Source organism: Marinitoga sp. 1138 (assembly GCF_013363265.1).
GTDB lineage: Bacteria > Thermotogota > Thermotogae > Petrotogales > Petrotogaceae > Marinitoga > Marinitoga piezophila.
Genome location: NZ_LBFA01000001.1, coordinates 24,668 through 39,534 on the forward strand (window position 1 = coordinate 24,668; position 14,867 = coordinate 39,534).

The 14,867-nt window shown below is 30.3% G+C and carries 14 protein-coding genes and 1 tRNA gene; 7 read left to right on the forward strand and 8 right to left on the reverse strand.

Annotation, left to right across the window (positions count from 1 at the left end; genetic code table 11):
* Positions 1 to 38 precede the first annotated feature (38 nt).
* The 8 genes from XO11_RS00170 to XO11_RS00205 all read right to left on the reverse strand — a co-directional run bounded on the left by XO11_RS00170 (position 39) and on the right by XO11_RS00205 (position 7,406).
* Positions 39 to 1,406: a GlmL-related ornithine degradation protein gene (locus XO11_RS00170; protein WP_014295566.1), complete on the reverse strand. Its 1,368-nt coding sequence runs from the start codon at positions 1,404 to 1,406 to the stop codon at positions 39 to 41.
* Complete coding sequence (gene aspC, locus XO11_RS00175) at positions 1,406 to 2,551, reverse strand: aspartate aminotransferase (RefSeq protein ID WP_014295567.1); 1,146 nt, start codon at positions 2,549 to 2,551, stop codon at positions 1,406 to 1,408. Before aspC ends, XO11_RS00170 begins: the two co-directional genes overlap by 1 nt.
* A 176-nt stretch (positions 2,552 to 2,727) precedes the next feature.
* A complete protein-coding gene (murA, locus tag XO11_RS00180) occupies positions 2,728 to 3,999 on the reverse strand; it encodes a UDP-N-acetylglucosamine 1-carboxyvinyltransferase (protein ID WP_041638655.1) in 1,272 nt (423 codons plus the stop codon).
* A 55-nt stretch (positions 4,000 to 4,054) separates the two neighbouring features.
* Positions 4,055 to 4,645, reverse strand: coding sequence for a diguanylate cyclase (locus tag XO11_RS00185; protein WP_014295569.1), 591 nt, complete (start codon positions 4,643 to 4,645; stop codon positions 4,055 to 4,057).
* Between the two features lie 20 nt (positions 4,646 to 4,665).
* Complete coding sequence (locus XO11_RS00190; RefSeq protein ID WP_148265113.1) at positions 4,666 to 5,478, reverse strand: hypothetical protein; 813 nt, start codon at positions 5,476 to 5,478, stop codon at positions 4,666 to 4,668.
* Positions 5,441 to 6,268 carry a Cof-type HAD-IIB family hydrolase gene (locus XO11_RS00195; RefSeq protein WP_014295571.1) on the reverse strand — a complete coding sequence of 276 codons (828 nt, stop codon included), beginning with the start codon at positions 6,266 to 6,268 and terminating at the stop codon, positions 5,441 to 5,443. The genes XO11_RS00190 and XO11_RS00195 overlap by 38 nt, the downstream gene beginning before the upstream one ends.
* 72 nt (positions 6,269 to 6,340) lie before the next feature.
* A tRNA-Ala gene (locus XO11_RS00200) sits at positions 6,341 to 6,416 on the reverse strand.
* A 51-nt stretch (positions 6,417 to 6,467) separates the two neighbouring features.
* On the reverse strand, positions 6,468 to 7,406 hold the full coding sequence (locus XO11_RS00205) for a PD-(D/E)XK nuclease family protein (protein WP_014295572.1): 939 nt from the start codon (positions 7,404 to 7,406) through the stop codon (positions 6,468 to 6,470).
* A gap of 76 nt (positions 7,407 to 7,482) precedes the next feature.
* Between XO11_RS00205 and XO11_RS00210 the strand changes: the two genes are divergently transcribed.
* The 7 genes from XO11_RS00210 to fabD all read left to right on the forward strand — a co-directional run bounded on the left by XO11_RS00210 (position 7,483) and on the right by fabD (position 14,826).
* Positions 7,483 to 9,432 (forward strand): IGHMBP2 family helicase, encoded by a 1,950-nt coding sequence (locus tag XO11_RS00210; RefSeq protein ID WP_175417936.1) that lies wholly within the window; start codon positions 7,483 to 7,485, stop codon positions 9,430 to 9,432.
* Positions 9,433 to 9,624: 192 nt separating this feature from the next.
* The gene (fabF, locus tag XO11_RS00215; RefSeq protein WP_014295574.1) at positions 9,625 to 10,854 is read left to right on the forward strand and encodes a beta-ketoacyl-ACP synthase II; all 1,230 of its coding nucleotides are present in this window, start codon (positions 9,625 to 9,627) and stop codon (positions 10,852 to 10,854) included.
* A gap of 15 nt (positions 10,855 to 10,869) precedes the next feature.
* Entirely contained in the window at positions 10,870 to 11,715 is an 846-nt protein-coding gene (locus XO11_RS00220; protein ID WP_175417937.1) for a DegV family protein, read from the forward strand.
* Positions 11,715 to 12,134, forward strand: a complete 420-nt coding sequence (gene fabZ, locus XO11_RS00225) for a 3-hydroxyacyl-ACP dehydratase FabZ (protein ID WP_041638659.1) — start codon at positions 11,715 to 11,717, stop codon at positions 12,132 to 12,134. Before XO11_RS00220 ends, fabZ begins: the two co-directional genes overlap by 1 nt.
* A gap of 1 nt (position 12,135) precedes the next feature.
* Positions 12,136 to 13,017, forward strand: coding sequence for a 3-oxoacyl-ACP synthase III family protein (locus tag XO11_RS00230; protein WP_014295577.1), 882 nt, complete (start codon positions 12,136 to 12,138; stop codon positions 13,015 to 13,017).
* A complete protein-coding gene (locus XO11_RS00235; protein ID WP_014295578.1) occupies positions 13,010 to 13,939 on the forward strand; it encodes a nitronate monooxygenase in 930 nt (309 codons plus the stop codon). Before XO11_RS00230 ends, XO11_RS00235 begins: the two co-directional genes overlap by 8 nt.
* Positions 13,936 to 14,826 (forward strand): ACP S-malonyltransferase, encoded by an 891-nt coding sequence (fabD, locus tag XO11_RS00240; RefSeq protein ID WP_175417938.1) that lies wholly within the window; start codon positions 13,936 to 13,938, stop codon positions 14,824 to 14,826. The genes XO11_RS00235 and fabD overlap by 4 nt, the downstream gene beginning before the upstream one ends.
* Positions 14,827 to 14,867 lie beyond the last annotated feature (41 nt).

The following is a 14,867-nucleotide window of genomic DNA, read 5'->3' on the forward strand; positions in this document are numbered from 1 at the left end:
TTATTATATTTATATTATATCAGGGTATTTGCGTTTTTTCAATCAATATTAAAAAATTCTATATCTTCTTTTAATATATTAATAGCAATTTCTTTGTCAATAGTTGAAATTACTCCAATAGGAGCGAAAATATAATTTTTATCATAACCAATTTTTTTGATTTCTTTTGGCAACAATTCATCAGGATGATGTTTATGTTGGCCGATAATTGATTTTATTATAGTTTTATTGAATTTTGATCTTGTAAGAACACCACCAGTTCCAAAAATATATTTTATAGCTGTTAAATCCTTTCCCTGAGCAATAGTTTTTCTCCCTAAAGGTGTATAGATATGTTTTTTCCTTCCAGCGTGTCTTCTTATTCCTTCAACAAAACAATATTCAGCTAATGCTGCCATAAACTTTTCATTTTCAATGGTTTTGGGGTATGGAGAAATTTCTTCAACAAGTTTATCAAAATTTTCAAATCTTTTTCTTAATTCTTTTTCGCCAATAAGTTCTATTACTGTATGTGCATTCACAAATACTCCCATATCCCCTTCTACGGTTCTTTTGGCAACTGGTTCAGGATTAATCATAATACTTTGAATTTCTGGATCGCCTTCAGTAACAGAGTCAACGTCTGTAGTTGCTCCTCCAATATCTACTGTTAAAACATCTTTATATAATTCACTTAATAGTTGTGTAGTTCTCATTACAGCTGCAGGTGTAGGAATAATTTTTTCATCAACATATTCTTCTATTTTTTCCATTCCTGGCGCGTGGATAATATGTTCAGAAAAAACCTCTTGAATTACCTTTCTTGCCGGTTCAACATTTAATTGATCAACCTTTGGATATACGTTTTCGGTAATATATAATTTTTTTCCACTATCTTCAAAAATTTCTCTAATTTCATCAACAACAGCAACATTTCCTGCGTAAATTACAGGAACATTTATAGGTAAATTCCTTAATAATTCGGCATTATGTAATACAGTTTCTTCTTCACCATAATCAACACCACCAGCAAGAAAAATTACATTTGGTTTTATTTCAAGAATCTTTTTTAAATGGGATTTTCTCATTTTGCCAGCGGTGATATATTTTATTACACCACCAGCGCCAAGAGCAGCTTCTCTTGAAGCTTTTACAGTCATATCATATACAAGTCCATGAACAGTCATCTTCAAACCGCCGGCGGCTGAGGACGTTGCAAGGAATTTATTCCATTCAACCTTTTCTCCTAAACGCTCCTCGGCAATTTTCAATGCTCGTTCTATACCTATTGTTATATCCCCTTCATTAATAGTTGTGTAATGTTCTCCTTGAGAAAGAATAATAGGCTTTTTAGTATCTATTTTATCAAATAAGGTTACTATAGTTGTTGTACTGCCAATTTCTGCAGTAACTAAATCAATTTTCATTATCTCACCTCATTGATATATTCAATAAGTCTATTGATTCCTTTTTCAAGATTTTCTATAGAGTTTGCATAAGAAATTCTTATGAACCCTTTAGCTCCAAAACCACTACCAGGTATAACAGCTAATTTTTTTGTTTTTAATAGTTGATTACAGAAATTTAAGTCATTAGTATCGTATTTTGAAACATCTATAAATAGATAAAATGCTCCTTTTGGATAAACATAAGGTAAATCTGTTTGATTGAATTTGTTCAAAACAAATTTTCTTCTTTCATCAAATTTTTCTATATAATAATCAATATCTACATCAAATGCTGATAATGCACCATATTGAGCAGGAGTATTGATATTTGAAGAAAGATGACTCTGTATTTTCTTAATTTCTTTTGAAATTTCTTTTGGAGCTACTGAGTAACCAACTCTCCACCCTGTCATTGACCATGTTTTTGAAAAAGCATTAATTATTATAGTTCTTTCTCTTAATTCTTCTAATTGTGTAGGTGAGAAAAAATCACCTTCAAATACTAATTTTTCATATACTTCATCACTTATAATATAAATTTCTCTATCTTTTATTAATTCATAAATTTCTTTAAATGTTTCTTCGGGATATACGGCGCCAGTTGGATTATTTGGAGAATTAATAATTATAGCTTTTGTTCTTTCGCTTAAATAAGGTTCTATATCAGAAGCTTTTGGAATAAAATTATTTTTGAATTTTAATGGAACATGAACAGGAATTCCACGGGCCATTTTTATTTGAGCTTCATAACTTACCCATGCAGGATCAAGCATTATAACTTCATCTGCAGGGTTTAATAATGCCAATAACGTATTGTACAATGCCTGTTTTCCGCCATTGGATACAACAATATTATCTGGAGTATATGTTGTGTTTCTTCTACTATTAATAAAATCAGCAATTTTTTCTCTCAATTCCAAAATACCAGCTGAGTCAGTATATTTTGTTTTTCCTTCAAGCATAGCTTTATAAGCACTTTCAATAATTTCTTTAGGAGTTATAAAATCCGGTTCTCCAGCAGTTAATTTAACTACATCTTCTCCACTTTTTTCAAGCTCTATAGCTTTTGCATTTAATTCTAGAGTAATAGATGGTTGAATACTTTTTATAATTTTTGATATCAAAATAATCCCTCCAAAATAAAATATTGTGTCATTTGTATTCTAACGCTTTATGAAAAAAATTTCAATATCAATTATGCTGTATTTATGTTAAGAAAATGGCAAGATGATAATTATACTCATTTATTTTCCATTAATCTTATAAATTAAAAATAAGGCAGTTCTTTAAAAGAACTGCCTTATTCAAAGTATTCAACACTTAAATTTAGTTTTTCTAATTTGTCAAATAATTTTTCATATCCTCTAAATATATGATCAACGTTATTAATTACAGTTTCCCCTTCAGCTGCTAACGCAGCAATTAATAATGCTGCTGATGCTCTTAAATCTGTTGCTTCAAGTGGAGCGCCTGATAACTTTGTTACTCCTGTAATAATTGCCGTATTACTTTCAACAAAAATTTTTGCACCCATTCTGTTAAGTTCATCAACATGATTAAATCTTGTTTTAAAAACATTTTCTGTTATAGATGATCTTCCAGGAATTAAGCTAAGCAATACCATTAGTTGAGGTTGTAAATCTGTTGGAAATCCAGGGAATGTCGAGGTTTCAACATCAACAGGAGTTAATTCCATTTTTGAAATACCGCTAACAATTAACGTATTATTTTTAAATTCATAATGAATTCCGAGTTTTTCAAAAATATCAAGTAAGGAGAAAAGATGATCTTCTATTACATTGTTTAAAGTAACTTTTCCCCCGAGTATAGCTCCTAATATAGCATAAGTTCCAGCTTCAATTCTATCTGGAATAATAGTATATTCTGTTCCGTATAATCTATCGGTGCCATAAATTTTGATATTAGATGATCCCTGACCTTCGATTCTAGCTCCCATTGAAATTAGGAAATTACATAAATCTACAATTTCGGGTTCTTGGGCACAATTGGTCAATATTGTTTCAGTATCTTTTAACATTACTGCTGTTGTAATTAAATGTTCAGTTGCACCAACACTTGGGAAAGGCAATGAAATATGTATTTTTTTCTGATGATTATTTTCTGTAAATTTTGAATTTGTATAACCATGTTCGATTTTTGATTCAATTCCTAATTTTTTTAAACCTTCTAAATGAAAATTAACAGGTCTTACACCTATTGAACAACCTCCAGGTAATGCAACTTTTGCATAACCATTTCTTATGGTAAGTGGGCCAAGTACGTTAAATGAAGCTCGCATTTTTCTTACAGGACCATAGGGTAAAATAGAATTGATTTTTTCTTCGCCTTTTTCTATAACTAATGTTGAGTTTTCCCACGTAACCTTTTTACCTGTGTTTTCTAATATTTCAATCATTGTATTAACGTCAGCAAGATTTGGTATATTATGCAATATAACCTTTTCATCGGTTAGAATTGTTGCAGCTAATATAGGTAATGCCGAATTTTTTGAACCGGATATGGTGATTTCACCGTTTGCATATTGAGGTCCGGCAACTTTCATTTTACCCATGGTTTCAATCTCCAATCTATGTTTCATTCTATTTCCTCCATTCATATGAATAGCGCTATTCAAAATATTTTATTAAATCTCCCGTAGATGTTAAATCTTGAGGTAAATAAAATTTGTATATCTCTAAATTGTTTATAAAATCAAGTTTTTCAATTTGACTTTTTATTCTGTCGGAAACTTTAAACAATACATCTTCTGTAATGTCTGGTATAATTATGGCAAATGTTGTTTTTGAATATCTCAACACTAAGTCCAACGGCAATCTTACATTGCTTCTTAATATTTTTCCTATTTCCATTTCAGGACCTTTATACAATTCACCTTCGTATTTTATTTCAGCTAATTCCGGTAATTTTAGAATAATAAGACCATAATTTTTCTGGCTTTCGAAAGCCTTTTCAAGTAACAGGTAAAAAATCTTATCAAAAAATTTTCTTGAATATACCCTTGTTGATGGATCAATAAAATCACGTGTGATAATATCATCTACAAAATCACTATATGCATCTATCTCTTCTTTAGTAAAAGTATTATATTCTTCAATAAGTTTATTCATATTATCAATTGTACTTTCAAGTTGATCAACTTTTTCCTTCAATTGATTATTCTCTTTTTCTAATTGATTTACCTTATTTTCAAAATCCATTTTATTCCCCCCTTATTTTTTTACCAACTCCAATTTTTCTTTGCAGAATATATAGGAGTTTTATTGTTGATAAAATCGTTTATAAGATTTTCAACGCTTTTTGAAAAATAAACTATACTTTTTTCTTTACTGTTTTCAGGAAGTTTTCTATAGTATTTTTTATAGTTTTTTCCTATCCAGCCTGTAACAATAATAGAATTTTCATATATTTCTTTTATTATTTCTTTATAATTTTCAGAATTAAAAATTTCCCAGTTTAATTCTGGATAAATATCATTATTTAAAAATACCTTTTTTTCTATTTTATCATAAAACATAAAGGTTTTATCATATGTATTAGAATAATAAAAAACTTTTCCAGCCTTTTGTTCTAAGGAATTCTTTACATCTGAATCAAAATCCTGTCTGAGGTAGATAACAGGAAAAATGCCTGATGTTTCAAACCCGCGTATCATAGTATAAAGAACCTGGGATACTATATATGGGGAGCTTGCAATATATTCTAAAAAATTTTCTGTTCCTTTTTTTAATGTGGCTAAATTACCAAATACAACAAAATCATATCCTTTTCTTTTTAAAAAAGAGCCTATACTTTTTGAAAATTCAAATATCAAGTCATAAGAGTTTAATGTGCCTAAAACAAAATAATCCAATTCTTTATCTAATTCATGTAAATTTAGCAAATAACCATAAAAAGCCTCTTTATTGACTGAATCTTCTAAAGAGGTATTTAAATAACCTATTATTACTTTTTCTTTTTCAATTGGTATTTTTTCAGAAAAAACATAAATAAAATTAATTACTATTACTAAAATTAGAAATAATCTTTTCAAGGACAATAGCAACACCCTCTTCATCATTTGATAGGGTTATATTTCTTGCAGATTCTTTAACATGTTCATTTGCATTGGCCATTGCATAAGAATTCTTTGACAGAGAAAGCATAGATATATCATTTTCACTATCTCCGAATATATATGCTTCTTCCAGATTAAATCTGTAAATTTCCTTTAATTTCTTTAAAGCAAGACCTTTGGATGAATCCTTATTTAAAAAATCAAGATAAATACTAAATGATCTAACTATATTTAAGGTATTTCCATATTTTTCTGTCATGGATTTTTGAATAATATCAAGTTTCTCTGGTTGATTTATAGCGAGAATTTTTGTTGGTTCTCCATGTTGTTTTATATGCTCAACAATATCTTTTACAATCTTATATTCAACACCTGAATGTTTGGCATATTGTTTTATTTCATCATTGTCTTTATCGGTAATTAAATCATCATTTAAATATATTTGCACATGTGTATCGTGTTTTTTTAAATCCTCAATAACCTTAATAGCTAAATCCTTTAAAATATCAGATTCAAAAACAACTTCCCCTGTATGACTTACAACATATGCACCATTATATGAAACAATAGGGATGTTATTATGTAAAAAAGGCATATATTTTTCTACAATTAATCTTGTAGATTTATACATTCGACCACTTGCAATAATTATAAAACTTCCCATTTCAAATATTTTTTTAATACTTTCAACAGTTCTTTGGGAAATGGACTCATTTGAATTTAATAATGTTCCATCAAGATCGAAGATAAATGTTTTATTATGCAAGTTTCTCACCCCTTAAATTATATCATACATTTAACAAAAAAACAAAAAAATGGGGATAAATTCCCCATTTTCTGGTGGAGTCGATGGGACTTGAACCCACGACCTCTACCGTGCCATGGTAGCGCGCTCCCAGCTGCGCCACGACCCCACATCACAAATTATTATATAATATAAAGTTTAAATTGTCAAGAAATCCATTTTAAATTTTGTTCTTTTCCCTCATTTCCTTATATGCAGGACATATTTCTTTGAAATTACACCATTTACAATTATTTATAGATGGATTTGCTACAAAATATTCTTCATCTTTTGGAATATTTAAATATGAATCCTTAAGATAACCTTCTAAAACCTTTATCTGTTCTTTTATAAACTCTTCAACTTCTATAATATCCTCATTTTTAAATACTCTTTCTTCTGCATAACCATAAAGAAGATATTCATTAATCAAGATAATGTCCTCAAGTGGGAATCCATACTTTAAAGAAGCATATAATGCATATAACCTTAATTGAAATTCATCATCTTTAGAAGGCTTTCCTGTTTTCCAATCAACAATATAAATCTTTCCATTTTGTTCGAACATTAAATCGATAATGCTGTAAATCTTATAATCATTTATAAAAAAATGAGGGAAATTAGTTTCATCAACTTCATATTTAATATGTTCCTCTTTTAATCGCTGATAAGTATCAGAAGAAAAGTAATTATTAATTATTTTTTCAGTTTTTTCTTTTAAATTTCTTCCAAAATTATCATCAAATAATTTTCTCGTGTTATAATAAACAGAATGGAACATAACATAATCCTTAGGTCTTTCAAACCATTGCTTTTTATGTTTATACGAATCTTTTATGGCAATATTAAATTTATTTCCTATGAAATTAACAGCATCTCTTTTGTTATTTAAAGAAGATGTAGTAATATTTATTGTGATAAAATCATGAACTACATTACCAAGATATTTTTCAATTGTAGTGATTTTATCCAGCCTATACGCAAGTTTTTTTCTGTACTCAACAGTATCTTCCCAACCACGCCATTTATAAAACTTTGTGAAGTAGAATTCACGAGGGCATTTATTCAAAATTTTATGTTTTGAAAGAGACCATGACTTTTCAGGATATTCACCAATCAAAATTTCAACTCCTTTATTTTTTTCAGAAATATTATAACATAAAATTTAAATATATAATCAATTATGAGGTGATGCGATGAACTTTTTTGAAAAACTGTATGAAGCAATAGAACTGGAAAAAGAAGCAGAAATACAGGCTATGAAAAATGAAATAAAATTGTACAAAAAAGAAAGGGAAAAAATGGGAAGGGCTATAACAGGCCTTTCTGGAAAATATCTTGGAAGGGAAATAGGTAACTTATACATAGTAAAATTTGGCAGAAAAAAGGATATAAAAACAGAGATTTCTTCTGGAGATATTGTATTGGTAAGTAAAGGCGATCCATTAAAAAGTGATTTAACAGCGACGGTTACAGAAGTTGGGAAAAAGTATATTATCGTATCCTTTTCTGAAAAAATTCCTGTTTGGGTATATAAAAGCAAAAACATAAGACTTGATTTATTCTTAAATGAAATAACCTTTAAAAGAATGCAAAAAGCCATTTTAAAAATGAATTATGCTGAAAATGAATTAAAAATATTAAAAAACATATTTACCGGGAAATATAAACCAACACCCATTAAAAAAGAAAAAATAAAGTTTTTTGATAACTCATTGAACAAATCTCAGAAAGAAGCAGTAGAAAAAGCAATTGGAAGCAAAGAAATATTTTTAATTCATGGACCACCTGGAACAGGAAAAACAAGAACATTAACAGAAATTATAGTCCAGGAAGCTAAAAAAGAAAAGAAAGTGCTTGTAACTGCTGACTCAAACGCTGCAACAGATAATATACTTGGAAATCTAATAAAATATGAAACCTTTAAAATCTGCCGGCTTGGACATCCAGGGCGTGTAGACGAAGACTTAAAAAAACATTCATTATATTACATAGCAGAAAACCATGAAGAATACAAAGAAATTGTAAAAATCAGAGATGAAGCTATGCAATTATCTGAAAAAAGAGACAAAACAGGAATAAAACCAACTCCACAAAACAGAAGGGGGTTAACAGACGAACAAATTGAAAAATATGCTTTAAAAGACAGAGGAACAAGAGGAATATTTCCAGATGTAATGAAAAAAATGTACGAATGGATAAAAATAAACAATGAAGTTCAAAAACTCTTTGACAAAGCCAGGGAAATGGAAGAAGAGTTAATAAAAAAAATAATTGAAGAATATCAAATTATAGTAAGCACAAACAGTACATCAGGAATAGATGAGTTAGAAAATATAACCTTTGATGTTGTGGTAATAGATGAAGCATCCCAATCGACAGAACCTTCATGTTATATACCAATTACACATGGCAAAAAGATAGTTATGGGTGGAGACCACAGACAATTGCCACCAACAATATTAAATAAAGATGTAGAAAATATTCTTTCAAAAACGCTTTTTGAAAGAATGATTAACAAATATCCATCGCATTCCGCGATATTAAAGGTTCAATATAGGATGAATGACAAAATAATGCAATTCTCAAATCAAAAGTTCTATAACGGAATATTAAGAAGTGCAGATAATGTCTATAATCAAACCTTAACTCTTGATCTTTCAGAAGTAAATGATGAAAAAACAAAGGAAATTCTTGATACAACACCAATTGTTTTTGTAGATACCTCCTCAAATCCAGAAAGGTTTGAAATATATAAAAAAGGTTCAAAATCAAAATACAATCCATTGGAAGCAAAAATAGTAATTGAACTGGCAACCATATTAAAAGAACAAAATGTCGATTTTGGAATAATCACACCTTACAAAGACCAGATGAAATATTTAAAAGAAAAGACAGATTTTTATGTCAATACCGTCGATGGTTTTCAGGGAAGAGAAAATGACGTAATAATCCTTTCGTTAACCAGAAGCAACGATGAAGGAACAATAGGATTCTTAAAAGACGAAAGAAGATTAAATGTAGCAATAACCAGAGCCCGTAAAAAACTGATAATAATAGGTGATATCTCAACACTGAAAAATTATCCACTATTTGATGAACTTATAAACTACATTTCCTTACATGGGAAAATAATTAGTATATGAACAAATCCCTTCCGAATTTTTCGGAAGGGATTTTTTTATAAAAGGGTATAAGATTTGTATATGTTTTATATAGTTTATGTATTCAGGGTATAAAAATTTTTAAAACTGCAAACAAATGTTCGTATAAAAATAAGTTGGCACGGTGTTGCTAATAATAATAATGGAATAAAAAATACAGTGGGAGGTATGAAAATGAGAAAAGTAGCAGTAACAGGATTAGGAACTATTAATTCAATAGCAAAAAACACAAAGGAATTTAAGGAAGAATTAAAAAAGATGACTATAGGTATTGATCACATAACTCAATTTGACACAACAGATCATAAGGTAAAGATTGCAGCAGAGGTTAAAGATTTTGAACCAACGTTATATATGGATAAAAAGCTTGCAAGAAGATATGACAGATTTTTACAGTTTGCAATTGCAGCAACAAAAGAAGCATTGGAAGATAGTAATCTTGAAGGAGAAGATTGGAAGGAAAATGCAGCAGTAATTGTTGCATCAGGAATAGGTGGATTTAAAACATTATATAAGGAATTTTTGAAAATGGAAAAGAAAGGTCCAAGAGTTGTTAGTCCTTTCTTGATACCAATGATGATTTCTGATATGGCTTCAGGTGTTGTTTCAATAGAATTTGGATTAAAAGGTCCTAATTTTAATACAGTAAGTGCCTGTGCATCATCATTACATGCAATAATTATGGGAAGTATGTTAATAAGACATGGTTATGTAGATGTTGCAATAGTTGGAGGAACTGAAGCAACAATAGATCCAATGCCAATAGCTGCATTTGCTAATATGATGGCATTATCAACAAGAAATGATGATCCTAAGACTGCATCAAGACCATTTGATAAAGATAGAGATGGTTTTGTAATGGCTGAAGGTGCAGGGGTTATTGTGCTTGAATCTGAAGAACACGCTAAAAAAAGAAATGCAAATATTTATGGATATGTAGAAGGATTTGGTATGACAGGTGATGCTTATCATATAAGTGCTCCTGATGAAAATGGGACTGGTGCAGCTAAAGCTGTGGAATTAGCTCTTGAAGATGCAAAGGTTGATCCAGAAAAGGTAAAACTTGCAAATTGTCATGCTACTTCAACACCTGCTGGAGATATTGCTGAAACACGAGCTCTAAGAAGTGCATTTGGAGAACATGCTAAAAAAATATATATCCAGGGAACAAAATCATTGGTAGGACATGGATTAGGTGCAGCAGCAGCAATAGAATTTATAGGTATGGTATTGCAGATGAAAGAAGGATTTATTCATGGAATGCCAAGTTTATTTGAACCCAATGATGAATTAAAAGATTTGAATTTCCCAAAAGAAACTATAGAAGAAAAGGTAGAATATGCCATAAAGAATTCATTTGGATTTGGAGGACATAATGCATCGATAGTGTATAAAAGTTTGTAAGAGGAGTGATTTTATATGAAAATAGGTATAGTTACCGATAATACGTGTAATTTAACACAGGAATTTATGGAAAAAAACGATATTGGATATGCTTCATTATATATTTTAAGAAACGGAAATCATGTAAAAGCAATTGATTTATGCCAGACAACTTTTTATGAGGACTTAAAAGTTGGATCATACGTACCTTTAACCTCTCAACCTTCTGTAAAGGATTTTGAAGAGGTATACAGGGATATGCTAAAAAGATATGATTATCTTATTACAGTTACAATTTCTGAAAAATTAAGTGGGACATTAAATTCTGCAAGATTAGCAGCTTCTATGGTTGATGAAAAAAGAATATTTTTACTGGATTCAAAATTAACCAGTTACGGTTTAGGTTTTCTTGTTTTGGAATTAATGGAAAGAATAAAAAGTGGAATGTATAGCGTCGAACAACTTGTTGAATATGCAAGGGAATTTTACAAGACTACAAGAATATATTTTAGCGTTACCAATTTAGATTATTTATACAAGGGTGGTAGAATTGGTAAAGCAAAGGCATTAATGGGTGGATTGCTTAATATGAAGCCAGTCCTTTCATTGACTGAAGGGGAAATTATACCTGTAAAAAATGTGAGAGGTATTGGTAAGATGGTAAAGGAATTGGCAAATTTAGGACTTGAAAGAATTGATTCCATGAGATTAAAGAGATTGGCAGTGATTCATACTGGCAATTTAAAATATGGTGGCCAATTGTTAGAAGAATTAAGAAACAGGGGAATAAAAGATGAAGATATAGTTTATTCAATGTTGGATACAGTAATAGGAACTCATTTAGGACCTGAAGCGGTAGGGGTGATAACACAATGGGAGTAATGAATATTGATGAAATAATGAAAATATTACCACATAGATATCCTTTTTTGTTGGTTGATGGTGTGGAAGAAGTTTCAGAAAATAAAATAATTGCATATAAAAATGTGTCGGTAAATGAACCGTTTTTTCAGGGGCATTTTCCACAATATCCAATAATGCCGGGGGTACTTATTATAGAAGGCCTCGCACAAACTGCCGGATTATTATTGATGAAGGATTTAAAAGATGATGCAATACCATTGTTTTTAGGTATAGACAAGGCAAGATTTAAAAAAGAGGTTCGTCCTGGAGATAAGCTTGTATATGAAGTTGAATTGATTCAGGAGAAAATGGGTATGTATAAATTAAGTGGAAAAGGAAAGGTGAATGGAAAAGTAGTAACAAGTGCTGAAATACTTGTTGGAATAAAGAAGGGATAACATGAAAATTAAAGAAATTAATGCATATATTCCTGAAAGAGTGTTGGATAATAAAGAACTTGCAGAAAGGTTTAATGTTTCTGAAGAATGGATATATAAAAGAACAGGAATAAAAAAAAGGTTTGTATCCGAACTGGATATATTTCAAATGGGAATGAAGGCAACAGAAGGTTTAAATTTAAATGGTGTTGATACTGTATTATTTGTATCTTCAGTAGGAGCACATTATGTTCCTTATTATGTAAGAGCATTTGAAGAATTAAAAATAGCAACGCCAAGATACGGAATAGATATATCAAACGGATTTGTTGGTTTCATTACTTCTTTGCATATTGCAAATTCAATGTTTAGAGAAAATATAGCCAATAAAATATTGATGATTATATCGGAAAAATTATCGGATCTTGTTGAACCTGATGATATAAATACTGCTATCTTATTTTCTGATGCGGCTGTAGCCATGATTTTGGAAAATCATGACAATTGTGTATGTGATCATAGGGTTCATTATGATCCAGAATATCTTGATGCATTAAATATAAATGAAAATAAAAAGATAAAAATGGATGGTAAAAGGGTATATAAATTTGCAGTCAATAATATGAGAAAAATGATAGATGCGTATTTTAAGGAATATGGAGAAAAGATAGTAGTTCCTCATCAGGCAAACAAAAGGATACTGGAAAGTGTAAAAAAATATTATAAAAACACTGAATTTATAGATATAATAGAAGGTTATGGAAATACGGGAGCAGCCAGTATACCGGTATCTTTATTTGTAAAATATGGCAATAATGAAATATCGTTAAAGGATTATTTATTTATATCGGTTGGTGGTGGGATGACGGCATCAGGAATTGCATGGAGGTGTGGTAATGAATAGAGTTACAGAAATACTAAATATAAAATATCCAATTTTTGAAGGCGGTATGGCCTGGGTAGGAACGCCAAAACTTGCAGCAGCTGTATCAAATGCAGGTGGTTTGGGAACTATTGGTGCAGGAAGTATGACACCGGAAATATTGGAAAAAGCAATAGATGAAATAAATACATTAACCGATAAAACATATGCGGTTAATATAATTCTCGTTAATCCATATGCTGATCAATTAGTTGAAATAGCAATAAAAAAGAAAGTACCTGTATTGGTTTTCGGTGCTGGAAATCCAGGGAAATATATTCCAGAATTAAAAGAAAACAATATAAAGGTTATGGCTGTAGTTTCTTCTGAAAACCTCGCTTTGAGACTTCAAAAAGCTGGTGTGGACATAATAATTGGAGAAGGAATGGAATGTGGTGGCCATATAGGTGATGTTACTACGATGGTTCTTATACCAAAATTAGTTGAAGTTCTTGATATTCCTGTAGTTGCAGCTGGCGGAATAGCGGATATTAGGGGAATGAAGGCCGTAATAGAACTTGGTGCCGAAGGAATACAAATGGGGACACGTTTTGTCGCTACTCATGAATGTGAGGCACATGAAAATTACAAAAATCTTATTTTAAAAGCTGGAATTAGAGATGCTATTGTAACAGGTGCGACAATGGGACATCCAGCAAGAGTTTTAAAAACAAAGTTTGCAAAGAAAATAAAGAAACTTGAAGTTGCATCACCGGAGGAAGCAGAAGAATTGATGGTTGGTAGTTTAAGAAAAGCATTTGTTGATGGTGATTTAGAAAATGGTTCTTTCATGGCTGGGCAAAGTGCTGGATTAATAAATGAAATAAGAAGTGTAAAAGAAATTGTAGAAGAATTTGGTATGGAATTTGAGAAAATTTTAAAAGAGAGAGGTGCTGAAAAATGATAGCATTTGTATTTCCTGGCCAGGGTTCACAAACACTTGGAATGGGAAAAGAAATACTTGAAAAATATCCTGAATATGAGAAATATTTAGATATAGCATCAGAAAGCATAAGTGTTGATTTAAAAGGGATAATATTTGGTGATGATGAACAATTATTAACTTTGACAGAAAATACTCAACCTTCATTATTAACTATATCTTATATAATGTATTTATATGCAATTGAAAAATTAAATATTGTTCCAGATGTAGTAGCTGGACATTCGTTAGGGGAATGGACAGCGTTAGCAGGAGCTGGAGTATTATCTTTTGAAGATGCAGTAAAATTGGTTAGGTTGAGAGGAAAATACATGAGTGAAGCATGTCCTCCAGGTGTAGGAGGTATGGGGGCAATAATAGGACTTGATATAGAAAAAATAAATGAAGTTTTAAAGGAATTTGAAAATGTAAATGTAGCAAATCATAATTCTCCTGAACAGATAGTGATAAGCGGAGATAAAAAAGAAGTACAAAAGGCTTTAGAAATAATGAAAGAAAAAGGTGCGAAAAAGGTAGTTGAATTAAATGTTAGTGGTCCTTTCCATTCAAAATTAGTTGCACCAGCCCAGGAAAAAATGGCAGATGAATTGGCAAAAATAGAGTTCAAAACACCAAAGTATAAGGTGATTCAGAATTATTCCGCAGAGGTTGAGGAAGATCCGGAAAAAATAAAGGAGAATCTCATAAAACAGATAACCGGTACTGTAAGATGGGTTGAATCAATAAAGAAGATGAAGGAAATAGGTGTTGAAAAAGTATATGAAGTTGGACCTGGAAAGGTTTTGACAGGCCTTGTAAAAAGAATAGACAAAACATTACAACCTCAAAGTATATTAAAGGTAAAATAAATATTTAAAATACCACAAGACAGCCATTTTTAGTTAATATC